This is a genomic window from Mycobacterium sp. SM1 (assembly GCF_018361265.1).
In the GTDB taxonomy this organism is placed as follows: domain Bacteria; phylum Actinomycetota; class Actinomycetes; order Mycobacteriales; family Mycobacteriaceae; genus Mycobacterium.
In genome coordinates this window covers 1,288,331-1,307,870 of the sequence record NZ_JAFLNH010000001.1, presented here as the reverse complement: position 1 = coordinate 1,307,870, position 19,540 = coordinate 1,288,331, and the positions used below count along the sequence as shown (strand labels likewise).

The window sequence follows — 19,540 nt, the reverse complement described above, 5'->3', positions numbered from 1 at the left end:
CAAAAGCTTGGGGGTGCGGCCAACAGTATCAATGGTCGCGGCGGCCTTTTCGGCCCTCCCCTCGGCTAGTGCGGTCGGCCGGACGTCAGTTAGCGGCAGGCGCACTGAGCAGCACCTTGAGCGCCGCGGTGTCGGCGGGGCGGCTGAACACGTCGTAGGCGGTCTCGAACTCATCGAGAGCGAACCTGTGGGTGATCATCGGTGCGGTGTCCAGCCGGCCACTGGCAACCAGGTCGATCAAAGTCGGCGTGGAAAAGGTGTCGACCAAACCGGTGGTGATGGTGAGGTTTTTGATCCAGATATTCTCGAGGTGCAGCATCGCCGGCTCGCCGTGGACCCCGATGTTAGCGACATGCCCGCCCGGGCGCACCAAGCGCACCGCCTGCTCGAAGGTGTCCGGCCGGCCGACGGCCTCCATCGCGACATCCGCCCCCAAACCCCCGGTCAGCTCGGCGATCACCGTCGCCGGGTCGTCGGCGTCGGCGTTGACGACCACGTCGGCGCCGAACTCCTGCGCCGCCTTCAATCGCGAGTCCGCCACATCGATAGCCACGATGTGGCTGGGGCTGAACAACTTCGCCGTCAGGATTGCCGCTAACCCGATCGGGCCGGAGCCGACGATGGCCACGACATCGGCGGGACGGACCCGGCCGTTGAGGACACCGACTTCATAGGCGGTGGGCAGGATGTCGGCGAGCATGAGCATTTGCTCGGCACCGATCCCGGCGGGCACCTTGTGGGTGGAATTGTCGGCGAACGGCACTCGCACGTACTCGGCCTGGGTGCCGTCGACCAGGTGACCGAGGATCCAGCCGCCCCCGCCCAGGCACTGCCCGTAGCTGCCCTGGCGGCAATACCGGCAGCTGCCGCATGAGCTGATGCACGACACCAGCACTCGATCCCCCACCGCACGGGTGTGCACGCCCGAGCCGACCGCGGTGACGGTTCCCACGGCCTCATGCCCAAGGATCCGCCCGGGGGTCACCTCGGGGACATCGCCACCCAGGATGTGCAGGTCGGTGCCGCAGATCGTGACCGCATCGACACGCACCACCGCATCCGTCGGCTTCTCGATGCGCGGGTCGGGAACGTCTTCCCAGGCTTTCTTTCCGGCTCCGTGATACACCAGCGCCTTCACTGCACTGCACCCTCCTTCGTTGGCGTGTGGCTCTTGGGTCTACCCGCGGCTCAGGGCCGCAGGATCGGCTTCAACGCATCCAGCACGGCCGCGTCTTCGATGGTGGACGGGACCGGCTCGTCTTTGCCGTGGGCGATGCCGCGCATGGTCTTGCGCAGGATTTTGCCCGAGCGGGTTTTCGGCAGCGCCGCGACGACCTGCACCTGCTTGAAGGCGGCGACCGCGCCGATTTCATCGCGCACCAGCTGGATGAGCTCCTCGGCCAGGCCCTCGGCGGAAGCGCCGGCCTTCAGCACCACGAATCCGCGTGGCACCTCACCCTTGATCTCGTCGGCGATACCGATCACGGCGCACTCGGCCACAGCGGGATGCGCCGCCAGCACCGCTTCGATGGCCCCGGTCGAAAGCCGGTGTCCGGCAACGTTGATGACATCGTCGATACGTCCCATCACGAACAGGTAGCCGTCCTCGTCGAGGTATCCGCCGTCGCCGGTGAGGTAGTAGCCGGGATGCTCACACAGATACGACGCCTCATAGCGGTCGTCGTCACGCCAGAGGGTGGGCAATGTGCCCGGCGGCAGCGGCAACCTGATACAGATCGCGCCCTCCTCACCGGGCTCGCACCCAGAGCCGTCGGCACGCAAAATGCGCACGTCATAGCCGGGCATCGGCACGGTGGGTGACCCGGGTTTGATCGGCAGCGGCTCCACGCCCATCGGGTTGGCGGCGATCGCCCAGCCGGTTTCGGTCTGCCACCAGTGGTCGATCACCGGAATGCCCAGCTTCTGTGAGGCCCAGGTGTAGGTGTCGGGGTCGAGCCGCTCCCCGGCCTGGAACAGGTAGCGCAGCGCGGACAGGTCGTAGCGGGCGATGCGCGTGCCTTCGGGATCCTCCTTGCGGATCACCCGGATCGCGGTCGGGGCCGCGAACAGGGCCTTCACGCCATGCTGGGATGCCACCCGCCAAAACGCCCCCGCGTCCGGGGTGCCGACGGGTTTGCCCTCGTAGAGCACCGTCGTCGCGCCGTGCAGCAGCGGGCCGTACACGATGTAGGAGTGGCCGACCACCCAGCCCACGTCGGAAGCCGCCCAAAACACCTCACCCGGTTCGACGTCGTAGATGTGGCGCATGCTCCACAGCAGCGCGACGGCGTGCCCGCCGTTGTCACGGACGATGCCCTTCGGTGCCGCGCTGGTGCCCGAGGTGTAAAGGATGTACAGCGGGTCGGTGGCCGCTACCGGCACCGGGTCGACGGGCTGGGCGTTGGCGATCAGCTCGTGCCAGTCCAGGTCGCGGCCCGCGGTCAACGGGCAGCGATGCTGGTCACGTTGCACGATGACGCACGCGGCCGGCTGGTGCGTGCACAGTTGCAACGCGGCGTCCAGCATCGGCTTGTACTCGACGACCCGGGTCGGCTCGATGCCGCACGAGGCCGAGACCACGACGGCCGGCTGGGCGTCGTCGATGCGGGTCGCGAGCTCGTGGGCGGCGAAGCCGCCGAACACCACCGAGTGCACGGCGCCCAGGCGCGCGCACGCGAGCATGGCCACCACGGCCTCGGGGATCATCGGCAGGTAGATCACCACGCGGTCGCCCTTGCCCACCCCGAGCGCGCGCAGCGCCCCGGCGAACCGTGAGGTCACCTCCAGCAGTTCCCGGTAGGTGTACGTGCGCTGGGCGCCGGTCACCGGCGAGTCGTAGATCAGCGCCGGCTGCTCGCCACGCCCGCCGGCGACGTGGCGATCCAGCGCATTGGCGCAGGTGTTTAGTTCCGCGTCGGGAAACCACCGGTAAAACGGCGGATTGCTGTCGTCGAGCACCCGCTGCGGCTCGCGGGTCCACGTGACCGCGCGCGCCGCATCGCCCCAGAAACCGGAGGGATCCTTCAGGCTGGTCTCGAAGAGCTCCCGATATCTGCCGGTGCTCATCGTGGAGAGACCTCCGGAAAAAGGCACCTCCATCGACCCGGTCGCGAGGTGGTGGTCATCGACGGTTCATCCTGATTGCCTCTTCGGGTGGCGCGCCCGGCGCCGGTGACGGTCCCAGCGTAGGGCCGAGAGGTTGGTTTCACGTTGGTTCCCCCAGCTGCTCGCGCCGCCGGCACCCAGGCGGGCAGCCCCGCGGCAGCGCCCCAGAGCCGCCCGCTAGCCGAACGGGTCGGCGGTCGACTTGTGGGCAGCCGGGTCGGCGCACTCCGGAAACAGCACCAGCCAGCCGCCGTGATGTTCCGAGACGACGAAGCGGGTGCCCAGGCGGTGGCCGATCTCGGTGAGCGTGGACACGTCGAATGTCTGCCGGTGACCGAATGTGGGGTCGGGCTCGGCCTCGAAGGGCACCGCGACGATCACGCTGCCGCGGGCCAGCCGAAGCGCTTCACGCAGCACCGCCATCGCGTGCTCGGGAGCCAGGTGCTCGAGCAGATGGATGGCGGTCACGGTGTCGACGGCACGATCGGCCAGGGGGACCCGAGCGGCGTCGCAGGCGATCGTGTCGACACGCCGGCGCAAGGCGCGGGCGATCCTGGCGAGCAGTGTCATCGTGGGCGCCGAGATATCGCTTGCCGTCACCGAATACCGCTGATTGCGTGCCAGGAGCAGCGGCAGGATGCCAAAGCAGGAGCCCAGATCCAGCACCCGGCCTTCCGGCACCAACGTCACGGCGCGTTCGTAGACGGGAGCCATCCCGGCGGTTGTGCCGGGAGCGCGGCCACGGGGCCCCGCGGTTCGGGCTTTACGAAGCGCGCCGAGGGTGTTCCGGTAGAACACCAGCCATGCCTGCAGCGGATCGTCGATTGTGGAGCGCACCAACCCGGTGAACACGCTTTCGAACATCGGGTTGCCCTGCAGCCAGCCGGGGGCGAACAACTCATCGACGAGCACGGCGGTGAGCTCGGCGCTCACCTGGTGTGGTTGCAGCTCATGGACCACGCACCACCGCCCCGGGCGTCGGTACAGCTCAAAGTGCGCGGTCCGGGCGACCAGCGTGGCACCCGGGTAGCCCGCCCGGCGGTGGCGGACGTCCACCCGGGCATCGTGGTACACCCCGGGCGGGAACGCCCGAAACGGCTCCGGACATACGGACATGACGGACACCAGATTCGGGGTTGACGCTGCACGCGCGGCTACTTGGGCGCGGTCCTGTCGGCGATGGCGAACGCGGCGCGCTCCAGCCCGGAGAGGTCGCGCACCACCTCGACCCGGCTGCAGCGCTGCGCGTAGGCCGGCAAGTCGCAGCCGCCGAGCCGCCACGAATGCCGTGGCTCCGGGGTGAGCCAGATGACTTCCCGGGCGGCCCGCGCGATCGCCTCGAAGGCGGCCAGATTGGGGTCGTTGCCGTTGCCGCGGCCGTCCCCGAGCACCAGGACGGTGGTGCGGCGGGTGACGGCCGACCGATGCTCGGCCAGGAACTGGCCGAACGCGAGTCCATAGTTCGAGTTGGCGTCCACGTCGAGCAGCTCACCGCCGAACACCGCGGCCAGCGCCTCGTCGGCGGCGCGGTCGGTGAACAGGTCCGTGAGCTCGATGATGTCGGCGACGAAGGCAAACGACCTGACCTGCGAGAACAGGTGCTGCAGCCCGTGCACGAGGTGCAGGGTGAAGCGGGCGGTTGCCCGCACCGACAAGCTCACGTCCGCCAGGACGACCAGCCGGGGCTTGTCTTCGGTGTGCCTGACGGTGATCGGGGTAAACGGGATCCCGTCGTAGCGCATGTTGCGGCGCATGGTTCGGCACGGATCGATACGGCCGCGGCCGGGCGACACCCGGCTGGTCAGCGCGCCGTGAAAGGTCCGCGTCAGGCGCCGCAGCGACTCCTCGAGCGCGGCGCGCTCGGCTTCGCCGAGAGCCGCCGCGGTCGTTTGATGGCGCTGGGCGGACTCGACGATGCGGCGCTCCAGGGCCAGCAATGCCTCCAAGTACCGCTTGATTGCCTCCGGCAGATTGGCCAGCGCGCCGGCGAGCCGCTGCCGCGCGGCCTGGCCGTCGCCGCTATCGGCCTCGTCGTCGATCGCGTTCAGCCACGACAGCAGGATCTCTTGCTGCGCGACGCTTAGATCGGCATCGACTTTCGTGCCGGATGCCTGGGACAGCTTTCCCGGCGGGCCGGCACCGTGCAGCCGGTTGGTCTCCAACTGCACCCGGGGCAGCTCCGCCCCCGCGGGGTCGCCGCCCTTCGTGAGCATCACCTCCTCGGTGAGCGCCGCCAGGTCGATCGTGTTGGCTTCTTGGTGCAGGTTGAATTGCTCCGCCAGGTCATCGGGATCGAAAAACTCCCGAATGTCAACGGGCGGCCCATGCTGATGGGTCTGCAGGGGCAGGTCGCTGGGCCGCTCGGACATCGTGACCGACTCCAGCTGGCCGGTGTCTGCCAGGTCGTCATGGCGGTGAGCATGGGTGTGCTCGTCGGGGACACCGACGCGAATCAGCGCGAAAAACGCCTCGAAGACCGATTCGAATGTCGGTAGGTCGCGGCGATCCTTCACCAGCGCCAGGCGCAAAGCGCATCGCAGGGCGTCCCGGTCGGCCAGCATCCCCGGCTGGCCCGAACAGCGCATCGCGTCCAGCGCCTCGGAAACGGAGATGCGTAACCCGGAGAGCCGAAGCAGCCGAACAAAGCGGTGAATCGCGGCTTCCACGGCCGGTCGGCCTTTAAAACTTCCGGCGACGGGCAAATGAGAGGTTCGCCTGCCCCGAGCTGACCTGCCCATTCGATCCGCGACGCGGTGCCGCCGCCGGCGCAGCCGGGGTGCCCGGCGGGTCAGGATGGCCGGCAGCGGTGCGGATCGCCGGGACGCCGGCAGCGTCGTCGTGCACGTGGTGGTGATTGTGATGGTCGTGGTGGTGGTGCGCGGCCAGCGAGTCGGGGATTTTCGCGTTCGGGTCCACCAGCCGCGGCAGCGCCTGCAGCGCCTTGTCGACGTCCCTTTCGTACTTGGCCACCACCGATATCGTCGCGGCCAGGGTCGACGCGGTTATCTCCTCGGCGCCCAGCACCGCCAGCGTGCGGGCCCAATCAATGGTCTCGGAGATGCTGGGCGCCTTACGCAGGTCCAATTCGCGCAGGGCGCGCACGATGTCGACCAATTGCGCCGCCAGGGCATCGGGTAACCCGGTTTTTTTGCTTTTGACGATCTGCAGCTCACGCTCGGCGGAGGGATAGTCGAGAAACAAATGCAGGCATCGCCGTTTCAGCGCCGCGGCGAGATCCCTGGTGTTGTTGGACGTCAGCACCACATACGGTGGTTGCTTTGCGGAGAAGGTTCCGATTTCCGGCACCGAGACCTGGTATTCGCCGAGCATTTCCAGCAGCACCGCCTCCAGGGCTTCGTCGGCCCGGTCGATCTCGTCGATCAGCAGCACCACCGGTTGCTCGGAGCGAATCGCCTCCAAGAGGGGGCGAGGGGCAAGGAACCGCTCGGAGAAAAAGACGCTTTCTTGTGCGCCGATCCGCTCGACGGCTTCTTTCAGGTCCTCGGCATCGGCGATGACTTGCCCGATTTTCTCCCGCAGGATTTGGGTGTAGAGGAGCTGCTTGCCATAGTCCCACTCGTAGAGCGCCTTCGTCTCGTCCTGGCCCTCGTAACACTGCAGCCGAAGTAAGCGCCGCCCCGTCGCGAGCGCCAGCGCCTTCGCCAGCTCGGTCTTGCCGACCCCCGCCGGTCCCTCCAGCAGCACGGGCTTGTCCATGCGGGTGACCAGGAACACGGTGGTGGCCAGCGCGCGATCCGCGATGTAGCCGTGTTCGGCCAACGCCGCTATGACATCGTCGACGGTGTCGAACGGGGCTCGCACTAGGGCTTCCACCCAAAGTCCTTTCGCTAGTCGTCACGGCGACCCGGGGATGCGCCCGGGATGCCCCGGGGGCGCCAATCAACCGATCGGCGACCCCGGGGCGGCGACCATCAGCTAAGCAGATCGTCGAGGTCGCCGTTGAGGCAATGCTCCACCACGGGTCGTACGGTCTCGAAAGTACACTCTTTGGGGTTCCCCGGCGTGCACGCGTCACCTAGCACGTGGTTGGTGATGTTGTCGATATCCTCCTTGTCACCCTTGATGACCTTGCGCTGCTCGTAGAACTTCGTCGGCCCTTGCCCCAGGCGATTCTTGAGGTAGCTGTCCTGTTTGACGTCGGTGAACTTCTCGGGAATGCCCACATCGCGCAGCAGCCGAACCGCGGCGGCCAGCGCCTGATCGGCGGCCTGCACGTCGGTCAGGCCCGAGGTGTCGACACCCATCGCGTCGGCGATCTCGGCGAAGCGCTTGTACATGACGGGCATGTTGAAGGCCCAGACCCGGGGCAGCGCGATGGCGTTGTTGAGCCCGTGATGGGTGTCGTAGAAGGCGCTGACGGCGTGCGAGATCGAGTGGATGATGCCAAGACCACCGGAGTTGAAGGCTTGGGCGGCGATGTATTGGGCGTACATCATGCCCTCCCGGCCGGGCAGGTCCTGACCGTTCCAGGTCGCCTCCCGCAGGTTTTCGGCCGTGAGCTTGATCGCGTAGAGGGCGCTGCCCAGCGACGGCGCGAAATTCAGCCGGGACACGTAGGGTTCCGAGGCGTGGGCCAAGACATCGAAGCCGCACTGCGCGGTGAAAGCGATCGGGCAATCGTAATAGAGCACGGGGTCATCGATTGCCAGCGTGGTCACGCACGCGTCGTCGAACGCGACATATTTGTGCGGTTTGTCGGGGTTCGTGGTGGTGTCGGTGATCACATACGCCCACGAGGTCTCCGAGCCCGTTCCCGCCGTCGTGGACACCGCGATGTGCGGCGGGTTCTTGGGGTTCTCGGATTTGTTGAATCCCTCGAATTCGTTGATGTTGCGACCGTCGTGCGCCACCGAAATCCGGGCACCCTTACAGGCGTCGTGCGATGACCCGCCGCCGATCGAAATGAAGCTGTCGCATGAATTTTTCTGGTACAGCTCGACCGCGTCCATGACGTTATAGTCTTTGGGATTCGATTCCACTTTGTCGTAGACGACGACTTCCAGCCCGTGCCACTTACACGATTCGACGATCTTGTGCACGGTGTCCGAACCACGCAGCCCGCTCGTCATCACCAGCGTCTTCTTGAAACCGAGCTTGAGCGCCTCGGGGCCGATCAATTCGTGCGCACCGGGCCCGAGAAGCGCCCGGGGGAAGGGATGGAATTCCTTGATCGGAAACGGCTTGAGGAGTTCCTCGACCTGCATTGTCTCATCGGACCTTTCTGTGCGACACCAATGTCGCGACGCGCGTCGTGTCGAAGTCGTCAAGCGTCCCGACATTTTCGTGACGGCTGCGCACCACCGACGCCTACGCGCCTCGCTGGGCGCGTTCTAACCTATAGCCTGCCCCATTCTCCGGGGAAGACTCCGGGAAAGACTTTTGCCAAAATTCCGTCCCGCACGGGTCCGTCGGCTAGGTCTTTGGGCCGGATGGCCCGAGACAACAACCGGCCGGCGGGCCTGGTTGCCTCGGCCCGCGGGTAATCGGGGCGAGGCACCCGCACCGGTAAAGTTGCGCCACGACTCGACGATGCCGTGCGCATGTCCACCGCAGAACCATGGCGTCTGACCGGCCGGGTACCGTCGTATGCGGCGCGTCTTCGCCGTCTTTCCCGTCGATGGGGGATAATTGCAGTGAGATGCCCTCTGCCGGCAGGCTTTTCGGTTGCCCTGGATACGAGAACCACGCTTGTCGACGCCCAGACGCTACTTGGGGGCTCACCGCCGCGGGTGCTGCGGCTCACCCCGGCGGGGCAGCAGGCCTGGGCCGAGTTGGCCCAAGGCCCGGCCCACTCCGCGGGCGCACGCGTTCTGGGGCGACAACTGACCGACGCCGGCGTGGCCCATCCCCGCCCGCCGGCGGCGCCCGTGCTGCCCGCGGTGACGGTCATCATCCCGGTGCGTGATCGTGCCCAAATGTTGCGGCGCTGTCTTGCCTCGCTGCCGCCCCGCTATCCGACGATCGTCGTCGACGACGGGTCAGCCGACCCGGCGGAGATCGCTGCCGCGGGGAAAGACTTTGGCGCAACAGTGATTCGGCGGGAAAGAGGTGGTCCGGCCGCAGCTCGAAACACGGGCGTCGAGGCGGTCGGGACCGAATTGATCGCCTTTTTGGATAGCGACTGCGTCTGCGCGGATGACTGGATCGAGCCGCTGGCCGCTTATTTCGCCGACCCCCTGGTCGCAGCGGTGGCCCCCCGGATCGTGGCGATGGCGTCGTCGACTTCGGCCGGGCGGTTCGCGTCGAGCCTGGGCGCGCTGGACATGGGCGATCGGGAATGTCGCGTCATGCCGGGGACGGCGGTGGCGTACGTTCCCACGGCGGCGCTGCTGGTGCGCCGCGCCGTGCTGCAGGAGATCGGTGCCTTCGACGAACGCCTGCGCTACGGCGAGGACGTGGATCTGATCTGGCGCATCCACGAAGCGGGCAAACTGATTCGCTATCAGCCCGAAGTTCGTGTCATGCACTCCGAACCCGAGCACTGGGCCGGCCTGCTGGCGCGGCGATTCCGCTACGGCACGTCCGCGGCGCCGCTCGGGCGGCGGCACCCCTCGGCGATCGCCCCGCTGGTCTTGCACCCGTGGCCGACCGCAGTGCTGCTGTGTCTGATGGCCCGCCGCCCGGCGCCGGCCGCCCTGATCGCGATGCTGTCCGTGTTGCCGGCGACCGGTCGACGGCGCCGCTGCGGGCTGCCGCGTTCGGCGGTCATCAGGCTGGCTTTCGACGGCATCGCGCAAACGTGGTTCGCCATCGGGCGCTACTGCACGCAATTCGCCGGGCCGGTGCTCGTGCCGGCGGTCTTTGCGGGGCGCGGCCCGAGACGGCATCGGCGCACGGTGATCGCCGCCCTGTTGCTGGCCGCACCCCTTCGGGCGCTGTTCTCCGGTGCAGCCCAGCCGGATCCCATCCGATTTCTTGCCGGACACCTGGCCGCGAACATCAGCTACGGCGCCGGGGTCTGGGCCGGGTGCCTGCGACAGCGTACTCTCATTGCCGTTCGGCCGGCCGTCATCCGGCCGCCGTGGTGCGCCTTGCCGAGATTGCTAACGATTCACCGAAGAGTTCGACGTAAAGGACATCGGCCATGAGCGGTGGTTGGTTCGAAACGGTCGCGCAGGCTCAGCGGTTGGCCCGGCGCCGATTGCCGAAGTCGGTTTATGCGGCGTTGATCGCGGGGTCAGAAGCCGGCTTTACCCTCAAGGACAACGTCGCCGCGTTCAATGAAGTGCAGTTCGCCCCGCATGTGGCCGGCCAGTCCGCGCAGCGTGATCTGACGACGACCGTGATGGGTCAGGAGATCGCGCTGCCGGTGATCATCTCGCCTGTCGGCGTGCAAGCCGTGCACCCCGATGGAGAGCTGGCGGCGGCGCGCGCAGCCGCGTCCCGGGGCACCGCGATGGGCCTCAGCTCGTTCGCGAGCAGACCGGTCGAGCAAATCGTTGCGGCAAACCCGAAGACGTTTTTACAGATCTACTGGTCGGGGGGCAAAGAACAGATCACGCAACGGATTGATCGAGCGCGCGCAGCCGGTGTCGCAGGGCTCATCTTGACGCTGGATTGGTCCTTCTCGCATGGCCGGGACTGGGGCAGTCCCGCGATTCCCGAGCGGATGGATTTCCGCGCCCTGCTGCGCTACGCCCCGGAGGCGTTGTCCCACCCGCGCTGGCTGGCGTCGTTTGCCCGGGCCCGCAGCATGCCCGATTTGACCGTTCCCAACATGGCTGCCCCCGGACAGGCGCCGCCGACCTTTTTCGGCGCCTACGGTGAGTGGATGCAAACCCCGCCTCCCACGTGGGAGGACATCAGGTGGTTCGGCGAGTCGTGGGGCGGGCCGTGGATGCTGAAGGGCGTGATGCGGGTCGATGATGCCAAGCGAGCCGTGGACGCCGGAGCCACCGCGATCTCGGTCTCCAACCACGGTGGCAATAACCTCGACACCACGCCGGCTTCGGTGCGGGCGTTGCCGGCCGTGGCCGAGGCGGTCGGCGCCGAGGTCGAGGTGTTGCTCGACGGGGGGGTGCGGCGCGGCAGCGACGTGGTCAAGGCGCTCGCGCTCGGCGCCCGCGCGGTGATGATCGGGCGTGCTTACCTGTGGGGGCTGGCCGCCGCCGGCCAGAGCGGGGTGGAAAACGTCCTGGACGTCATTCGCGGCGGCATCGATTCGGCCATGCGGGGCCTGGCGCGCTCCTCGGTCACCGAATTGAGCAGCCAAGACGTTGTTGTGCTGCCGGGCTTCACCAGAAACCTGTGAGCAGCGCCGAGCGATCGGCCCTATGGGGCCGCCGGTGGTGGCAACCCGGCCGATCGGCCCTATGGGGCCGGTTTTGCCCGCGCCACGGCCGGGCACTGGCCGACGCGACGGCCAACGTTGCGACAACCTTGGATGGCTACCCTTGCTCGCATGGCCGAGACTGACACCGCAACGTCTTATCCGCCACCGGCAGAGTTCGCCGCCGACGCGAACGCGACGGAAGAGCTGTACCGCGATGCCGAGAGGGACCGTTTGGCGTTCTGGGCCAAACAGGCCGGCCGTTTAACCTGGGACACCCCGTTCAGCGAGGTGCTGGACTGGTCGAACGCGCCATTTGCGAGGTGGTTCGTCGGCGGCAAGCTCAACGTGGCCTATAACTGCGTTGACCGTCATGTCGAGGCCGGCCACGGCGACCGGGTGGCGATTCACTGGGAGGGTGAGCCGATCGGGGATCGTCGCACCCTGACCTACGCTGAGCTGCTGGCCGAGGTGTGCCGGGCCGCCAACACGCTGAGCGACCTGGGAGTGGTCCCCGGCGATCGCGTGGTGATCTACATGCCGATGGTGCCCGAGGCGATCGTGGCCATGCTGGCGTGCGCGCGGTTGGGGGTGCTGCACAGCGTGGTGTTCGCCGGGTTTTCCGCGACGGCGCTGCGGGCCCGTATCCAGGACGCCCAGGCGAAGCTGGTGATCACCACCGACGGCCAGTACCGGCGCGGCAGCGCGGCGCCGCTCAAGGCGGCCGTCGACGAAGCGGTGGCCGATCAAAAGTCGGTCGAGCATGTCCTGGTGGTGCGGCGCTGCGGAATCGACGTCCCGTGGACCAACGGTCGTGACCTGTGGTGGCATGACACGGTCGACGCGGCATCGCCGGTGCACGCGCCGGCGGCGTTCGACTCCGAACATCCGCTGTTTTTGCTCTACACCTCGGGCACCACCGGCAAGCCGAGGGGAATCATCCATACTTCAGGCGGGTACCTGACCCAATCGGCCTATACCCACCACTGCGTGTTCGACATCAAACCCGAGACCGACGTCTACTGGTGCACCGCGGACATCGGCTGGGTCACCGGGCACACCTACATCGTCTATGCACCGCTGGCCAACGGCGCCACCGAGGTGGTTTATGAGGGAACCCCGGCCTTCCCGGACGAGCACCGGCATTTCCAGGTGATCGAAAAGTACGGTGTGACTATCTATTACACGGCGCCGACATTGATTCGCACATTCATGAAGTGGGGCCGCGAGTTCGCCGACGCGCATGACCTGTCCAGCCTGCGGCTGCTTGGCAGCGTTGGCGAACCGATCAACCCCGAGGCGTGGCGCTGGTATCGAGAAGTGCTCGGCGGCAACCGGACTCCGATCGTTGACACCTGGTGGCAGACCGAGACCGGCGCCGCGATGATCGCGCCGCTGCCCGGGGTCAGCACCTTAACGCCCGGTTCGGCGATCGCGCCATTGCCCGGCATCTCCGCGCGCGTCGTCGACGATCACGGCAACACCGTTGAGCGCAGCCACGAATTCGGTGAGCACGCGCAGGGGTATCTGGTGCTGGACGAGCCGTGGCCGGCCATGCTGCGGGGCGTGTGGGGGGATCCGGAGCGATACCGCGAGCAGTACTGGTCACGATTCGCCGAGCAAGGGTGGTATTTCGCGGGTGACGGGGCGCGCTATGACGACGACGGCAACATCTGGGTGCTGGGCCGCATCGACGACGTGATGAACGTTTCCGGGCACCGGATTTCCACCGCAGAAGTCGAGTCGGCACTGGTGGGCCATTCGCATGTGGCCGAGGCGGCGGTCGTCGGCGCCAGCGACGAGCAGACCGGGCAGGCGATCATCGCATTTGTGATTCTAGAAGAGCATGCCAAACACCGGGATGCAGACATCGTGGAGGAACTGCGGGCCGAGGTGGCGAGGGAGATCTCACCGATCGCCAAGCCCCGGGAGATTCACGTGGTGCCCGAACTGCCGAAGACACGCAGCGGCAAGATTATGCGGCGGTTGTTGCGTGACGTCGCCGACGGCCGCCCCCTCGGCGACACGTCGACGTTGTTGGATCCCAGCGTGTTCGAAGCGATTTGCGCCAGCAGGAAGACCAAGGCGCAGCCGTGACATCGGCGCCGGAGCCTTTTCCTGAGAGATGAGAAGCCCGCGGTCTACCCGCTAACCGATCTCATCGGCTTTCGGCGTTTCCGCGGCGCCTGACGATTCCGGGCAGGGTGATCACTGAATAGCTGATCGTCGATTGGGCTGTGCCGCAGGGTGTGCCGCGGCCACCCTCCATGTCGTATCCGACGGCACGGCACGACGTCAACACGCGGCACAGCTGCATCCAGGTGCTGTGCCCGCCCGCCAAGGCCGGATCGAAGAGCAAACCCCCCGGAAACAAGGAGTGCCACGAAACCTGGGATTTTTCAAACCCAATATGTGTACGATGCGCTTACGACTGCGCAGCCTTTGTCGAAGCGATTGCGCGGTCGAGTGGTGATATGCCGAAACCTTCAGGGAGGTCAAGATGTCTCGCAGCGCCGGAGACCGATACGAGTGCGAGTCTTGCGGTGCGGTGCTCGTGTACGAAAAGCCGTGTCCGTGCCCACCCGAGATGGAGCATCGCGAGGTCTGCTGTGAGCAGCAGATGAAGCAGGTGGCGACGGCCGGGTAGCGAAATTCCATTGCTGAGGTGAAGTAATCGAATTCTGCCTCGGCACATTGTGGGGCAATCCCGGTGGTGTGCTCGCCGCCCGGACGGCTCCGGCCGATCGGTTGCCGCTGGGTGAGCGCCGGGTGAGCAAAGCTCACCCCGTTGGCTGGCGGCCATCGCATCGGCCGGCAACGCCAGAGCGGCAGATGATGTCCCTCGGGCGATGGCCCGTTGGCCGTCTGCCGGGTCCGGATTAGTGTCGCAGCGGTGCCGGGCTCCACAGTCCGCTGCGTGTCACCGAGCCCAGGCGGAGGCGGGCGGGTTGGGCGTCGGGATAATAGGGCGTTAATCTCTGCAACGCGCCCCAGTCCCGGAACCAGTCGTCCTTCAGATAGCTGGCGACGGTGGTTGCGCGTAGCAGCAGCTCGGTGATCCCCAGTGGCCCGCCACCGTTTTTATCCATGACCGGCGAGTTGGCTTCGGCGCCGAACCGGTCCGGCAGGATGCGCCACTTCGGCGTTTCGATGACACCGTTTTGATGGCCGAACGGCCGTTGGCACGGGAACGCCAGACCAACCAACCAGTCCAGCAACACCGGGTCGGTCGAGCCGACCACACTCTGCAGGGTGCGAAGACGAGGAATCCTCGGGGGGGTAAGCGCGATCCAGTGCTGCGGCGCCAGGTCGTCGTCGTCGGCGATCAGCCGAACCCGGGTGGCGCTGCGCGGGACGGCGGCCATCGGCGCCCGCAGGTTACGCCAGGCCGGTGCCGCCCCGACATCTGCGAATCCCATTGCGCCGGTTGGCTTTCCGTCATCACCGGCCCACTGCACCTGGACTTCGCCCGGATCGAATCGCCCGGCGGCCGACACCACCAGCAGCGGCCCGGCGTGCTCGCGGGGCGGCAGCCGGTACCAGGCCGATCGCAGCCGGGCCGGGATCTGCACCCCGGGCCGCCAGCTGCCCAGCACCGGTGTGCGGGCCGGGTCCAGGTCGTAGGGCAGCCGGGCCCGGGAGCCGTTGATGCCCGGGGCGGCGGTGGTGCCGCCTTCGGTGCCGGCCTCGCTACTGGTCACAAGCCCGTCGTCGGCCACGAAGCTGCGGTCACCCGGGCGTTCCATCACCGGGTCGGCGGAGACGTCGGCGGGAATACCGTTAGGCTGGAAACCCTCGTCGAGGTTCGCGCCCAGGGCGTCCTTCACCGAAACCCCGATGGGTGCCAGCATGCCGGCGTTCGGGTCCTGCTCCACCATCACGTCGTCGGCCATCCCGCAGGTCTCGCCGGTTCCCAAAACCGGCACCGCCTGCAGATTGGACCGCCCGACCGACCACGCGGGATATTGCTCGGTCATCCCCAAGGTCAGCGACAGCACCTCGAAAAAGACCAGCACCCAGGAGGCGATCGCCAACGGGGACCGGGTGATACGCGCCAGGGTCCAAGACCTCCGGGGCGGCGGGGCGCCACCGTCATAGGCGAAGTGAAACCATGCGGCCACCAGCAGGGTCAGCACCGTCAGCGCGAGCAGCACGGTGGTGAAGCCGAACTTCCATTGCGGGAACGCGTTCGACCACGGCACACCGAAATTGGACACGTACCACCAGCCGTTGACGCTGGCGAATGACAACGCCGTCACGAACAGCACCAGGGCGGCGAACACCGTGCGGTTGCGCGGGGAGCGCATCGCGGCCGGGGTCACCGCGACCGCGGCCAGTGCTCCCAGGGATCCGGCCAGCCCGGCGAACACCCCGAAGTGGTGTGTCCACTTGGTGGGGGTGAACATCATCGCGACGAAGGAGATGATCGTGATGCCGATGATGCGCCGGCTCGGGCCCGCGGCGGTCCCCGGAATCCGGCCCTTGCGCAACGACATCGCCACCGACACCGCGAGCGCGACCCCCAGCGCCAGCACGGCGAATCGCCGCGCCACCGACCCATCGGGGCTGGCCATGAACAACCGCTCGTAGCGGATGTGCTCGTCGAACCAGCTCAGGCTGGGTCCCACGGCCCGTTTGAGCATGCTCGCCTGGACCTCGCCCGCGAGGGTCTGATCCCGGAAGATCAGGATCACGGTGACGGTGACCGCGGCCATGATGGGTGCCAGCAGCGCCGGCACGCCAAACCGCTTGGAGCGACGGTGGATGATCGTGCGCAGCGGCCCGATCGCGACCAGCAGGGCGCCGATGGACGCGATGCCCGTCGGCCCGGAAAACAGGGTCAGCGCGCCGATGATGCAAGCGATCGCCACCGGCAGCAGCCGGCTGGTGGCCACCGCGCGCTCCACCGAACACCACGTCAAAAGGATGCCCAGGGCGATGATCGGCTCGGGCCGCAACCCGTTGTTCAGCGGCAGCCAGACCGCCAGGAACATGCCCGCCGCCGTCCATGCCGCGGCCCGGCTATGGGTGACGGCGTGGCCCAGCCGGGGGATGACTTCCCGGCTGATCACCCACCAGCAGGTCAGCGCCATGGCCAGGGTCGGCAGCCGCATCCAGATGCTGGCGGTGGTGACATGGGCCCACAGCGCCAGCAGGTCGTAGTACCAGCCGAACGGTGCCTCGGGCGTGCCGAACCAGCGGTAGTAGTTGGCCATGTACCCGGCGTGCTCGGACACCCGGGCCATGGTCAGGATGTAGCCGTCGTCGGAGGTGTTGGCACCGACGAAGTGCCACCACACCAGCACCGCGGCGACCAGGCCGTCCAAGGCGCTGAACGACCACCAGCGCGGCGGCAGGAATCGCCGGTGCCGCAGACCGTCGGAGCGGTCCAGGATGTGCAGCGCCACCAGCGCGATCACGGTCAGCGTCACCCCGAGGACCATCGCGGCCAGTTTCAGCGGCGTGGGTGTGCTGCTGTAGCGGGTGTCAACGGTCGCCGAGAATGACACTCCCGGCGGCGCCGGCCCGGACAGGTCGGTGAACAGCCCGACGATTTGTGGCCGAAAGTCATAGCCGCCGCGTTCGCCGCGCAGCGGCGCACCGGGGTGGTCGGCGTGCGGGCCCTGAGTGAGCCCCACAAACTCGCCGGTCACCTTGTCGGCATGCGCGGTGAAGGTCACCCGTCGGCAGGCCGGGCTAAGGACCTGGCTCATCGGGGCGCTGACCACCGGGGTGTTGCGCACCACCACCACGAGATCACCGTTGGCGCGCTCGATGAGCAGGCCGCGATCGACGGCGTTGGGCGCTTGCTTGGGCACCGTCGACAGCAGCACCGTTTTGGTGGTGCCGGGCACCAGCCCGGCGGCGGCCCGGCACGGGATGCTGACGGACAGGTCGGTGGCCACGTAGCCGATGAGTGGGGCCTCCACGCTGTCGAAGACGCCGTTTTGCGGCCAGGTCAGTTGGGCGGTGGTCTGTTTGACCGGTAGCAGCGGTGTGACCAGCGCGAGCACGGCGCCGAGCAAGCCGGCGACGATAGCGACCCTGCGGGCGATGCGGTAATCCCCGGCGGCCCGGCCATCGCGGGTCACCCCGGCGGCGGGGTCGGCCCCGTCGACCCCGATGATCTGGCCGTCGCCGGCAATCCGGTCATCCCCGGTGGTCCGGTAGTTCGCGCCCGCGGTGGTCACGGACCTAGATGGTAATTGTGCGGCCCGTCACGTGCGGTTTCGGTTGTCATCGAGATCCCGGTGCGGGCTTGCGGATCGCGAGCACGAACGGACCGATGTGCTCGACGACAAACCGCGGGTCGGCGAACAGGGCGGCCTTCAGGTCCACGGTGTAGCGCCGGACATTGGGCTGGTTGGGGTAGACGTCGGCGGCGAGCCGCAGCGTGTAGGTGGTCCCCGAGCCAGAGCCGGCACCGCGGCGCATCAAAAACACCGTCGGCGGCTGCCACGGCAGCGTGTCGAGCGCGTGCAGGAGCTGGTCGGCGGTCTGGAGCCCGGACCAGCTTTCAATCTGGGCGGCCCGCCGGTCGAATTGCGCCAGCGGGTTGGCGTAATGCGACGTCAGCCCTTGAAAGCCCCAATAGGGGTAATAGGAAAGGAAGCTGTAGTCGGCCGTCAGCACAACGAGCTGGTCGGGCGGCTTGCCCGTTGTCCGGGCGATGACGGCGTTGATGGCCGGATAGTACTTCTCGGCGCCGGGGGGGCGGCGATCGCCGCGCTGGCCGAAGCCGTCGGTGTCGGTGTAGGCGACGGTGAGGTCCGGTCGCAACACTTCCGGGATGTCCTGGCTGAACCCAATCGCCCCGGCCAATCCCACCGCGGCGGCCACCGGGACGACGCGGCGCCCCCAGGAGCGCTCCTGGCCGCGGTCGCGTGCGCGCGCGCTGAGCGCGAGAACCGCCTCGATGAACCCGAGCACACCGGCGGCGGCGAGCAGCACGGTCAACGTCGGCTGCAGCCGAAACGACAGCAGCGTGGTGCGCGCAAGCGTGGTGAGCATCGACAGCAGCGACCACAGGTACACCGCGATCACGCCGATCGCCAACGCGGCCGCCCGGGCTGATGAGCGAGCCCGCACCACCAGCCACAGGGTGCCCAGCATGCAGATCACCCCCAGCAGGGTGAACTGCAACATCGGGAAGGGCAGCACGGCGGCGTCGGCGGGCAGGTAGTGCTGTGCGCTGCCGGTATTGCTGACGGGGTCGCGCGCGGCCCGCAGCACAAACGGCAGCCAGGTGATCGACGCGATACCCACCGCGATAACGGCGATGACGCTCAGCCGAACCAGCGGGTCGGCCGCGCTGCGCAGCCCCTGGCGCCGGCGGGATCCGGCCAGCAAAACCGCCATCACCGTCATCGTGAAGGCGGTGAAGGCCAGCAGCAGGGTGTAGAAGGTCGCCGTGAAGCCCAGGAACATCCCGGCGCCGGTGACCGCGGCCCACCCACCGGAGCGGCTGCCCGCGCGCAGACCCGACCAGGCGAGGATCAGCACCGGCGGCAGCAGCACCGTGATCATCGCCGCGTAGGGCTCCGGTGAGCCGTAGGCCAGGGTCACCGCCGCGGTGGCCGCGCTGACCATCAGCGCGTGCTCGAAGTGGATCAGCCGCCACCACAACACCAGCGCCACCGCGGCAGCGATGGTGATCGAGGTGATGGCCCACGGCTTATACATCTCCCAGGCCGGTGTGCCGGTCAGCGCCGCGACGCGCCCGCCGATCCAGAACCAGCCCGGCGGATAAAACGGAGGCAGGCCGATGTAGGTCATGTCACGAAGGGCGGCGGTGTCGGTCAGCCGCGTCAGATATTCGGTGCGGAACTGCTGGTCCACGGAGATGCCGAACAGATACAGCCGGGTGGCGCCCAGCGGCATGGCGAGCGTGACCACGCAAAACGCCGAAATAAACACCAGCGCCCCGAGCTGCGCCGAAAGGCGCCACCACCCACCGGGAGCGGTCTGCCCCCGCCGCCACATCCAACCGGCGGCGATCAACCCGATGACGCAGCCGACTTGACCGACGGTGGTCAGCGCGTGCAGCTGGTTAGACGACGGATAGGCGGGCCAGTTAACCCCGGCGATGGCCCGAAGCGAGATCACCGCCACCACCACCGCCGCCACTACCGCTACAGCCATCTG

Annotated in this window: 11 protein-coding genes; 3 read left to right on the top strand and 8 right to left on the bottom strand. The window is 67.6% G+C overall.

Annotation, left to right across the window (positions count from 1 at the left end; genetic code table 11):
• Positions 1-85: 85 nt before the first annotated feature.
• The 6 genes from MSM1_RS06095 to mdo form a co-directional block, all read right to left on the bottom strand.
• Entirely contained in the window at positions 86-1,138 is a 1,053-nt protein-coding gene (locus MSM1_RS06095; protein ID WP_213440642.1) for a zinc-dependent alcohol dehydrogenase family protein, read from the bottom strand.
• A 50-nt stretch (positions 1,139-1,188) separates the two neighbouring features.
• Entirely contained in the window at positions 1,189-3,066 is a 1,878-nt protein-coding gene (locus MSM1_RS06090) for a propionyl-CoA synthetase (RefSeq protein ID WP_213440641.1), read from the bottom strand.
• Between the two features lie 216 nt (positions 3,067-3,282).
• Positions 3,283-4,221, bottom strand: a complete 939-nt coding sequence (gene mftM / locus MSM1_RS06085) for a mycofactocin oligosaccharide methyltransferase MftM (RefSeq protein WP_236054771.1) — start codon at positions 4,219-4,221, stop codon at positions 3,283-3,285.
• Positions 4,222-4,259: 38 nt separating this feature from the next.
• Positions 4,260-5,771 (bottom strand): VWA domain-containing protein, encoded by a 1,512-nt coding sequence (locus MSM1_RS06080; RefSeq protein WP_213440640.1) that lies wholly within the window; start codon positions 5,769-5,771, stop codon positions 4,260-4,262.
• 13 nt (positions 5,772-5,784) lie between these two features.
• Positions 5,785-6,939, bottom strand: a complete 1,155-nt coding sequence (locus tag MSM1_RS06075) for a MoxR family ATPase (RefSeq protein WP_213440639.1) — start codon at positions 6,937-6,939, stop codon at positions 5,785-5,787.
• Between the two features lie 98 nt (positions 6,940-7,037).
• Positions 7,038-8,330, bottom strand: coding sequence for an NDMA-dependent methanol dehydrogenase (gene mdo, locus MSM1_RS06070; protein WP_213440638.1), 1,293 nt, complete (start codon positions 8,328-8,330; stop codon positions 7,038-7,040).
• A 429-nt stretch (positions 8,331-8,759) separates the two neighbouring features.
• Between mdo and mftF the strand changes: the two genes are divergently transcribed.
• The 3 genes from mftF to acs all read left to right on the top strand — a co-directional run bounded on the left by mftF (position 8,760) and on the right by acs (position 13,492).
• Positions 8,760-10,214 carry a mycofactocin biosynthesis glycosyltransferase MftF gene (mftF, locus tag MSM1_RS06065; RefSeq protein WP_213440637.1) on the top strand — a complete coding sequence of 485 codons (1,455 nt, stop codon included), beginning with the start codon at positions 8,760-8,762 and terminating at the stop codon, positions 10,212-10,214.
• The gene (gene mftD / locus MSM1_RS06060; RefSeq protein WP_213440636.1) at positions 10,211-11,377 is read left to right on the top strand and encodes a pre-mycofactocin synthase MftD; all 1,167 of its coding nucleotides are present in this window, start codon (positions 10,211-10,213) and stop codon (positions 11,375-11,377) included. Before mftF ends, mftD begins: the two co-directional genes overlap by 4 nt.
• Positions 11,378-11,527: 150 nt before the next feature.
• Complete coding sequence (gene acs, locus MSM1_RS06055) at positions 11,528-13,492, top strand: acetate--CoA ligase (RefSeq protein ID WP_236054768.1); 1,965 nt, start codon at positions 11,528-11,530, stop codon at positions 13,490-13,492.
• A gap of 782 nt (positions 13,493-14,274) precedes the next feature.
• On the opposite strand, the gene MSM1_RS06050 is transcribed toward acs, so the two are convergent.
• Positions 14,275-17,520, bottom strand: coding sequence for an arabinosyltransferase domain-containing protein (locus MSM1_RS06050; protein ID WP_307857339.1), 3,246 nt, complete (start codon positions 17,518-17,520; stop codon positions 14,275-14,277).
• 112 nt (positions 17,521-17,632) lie between these two features.
• Positions 17,633-19,537, bottom strand: a complete 1,905-nt coding sequence (locus MSM1_RS06045) for a galactan 5-O-arabinofuranosyltransferase (protein WP_213440634.1) — start codon at positions 19,535-19,537, stop codon at positions 17,633-17,635.
• Positions 19,538-19,540 lie beyond the last annotated feature (3 nt).

Coding starts and splice junctions, on each gene's coding strand:
- MSM1_RS06090 (WP_213440641.1), bottom strand. CDS start 3,066: ATGAGCACCGGCAGATATCGGGAGCTCTTCGAGACCAGCCTGAAGGAT.
- mftM (WP_236054771.1), bottom strand. CDS start 4,221: ATGTCCGTATGTCCGGAGCCGTTTCGGGCGTTCCCGCCCGGGGTGTAC.
- mdo (WP_213440638.1), bottom strand. CDS start 8,330: ATGCAGGTCGAGGAACTCCTCAAGCCGTTTCCGATCAAGGAATTCCAT.
- mftD (WP_213440636.1), top strand. CDS start 10,211: ATGAGCGGTGGTTGGTTCGAAACGGTCGCGCAGGCTCAGCGGTTGGCC.
- acs (WP_236054768.1), top strand. CDS start 11,528: ATGGCCGAGACTGACACCGCAACGTCTTATCCGCCACCGGCAGAGTTC.
- MSM1_RS06045 (WP_213440634.1), bottom strand. CDS start 19,537: ATGGCTGTAGCGGTAGTGGCGGCGGTGGTGGTGGCGGTGATCTCGCTT.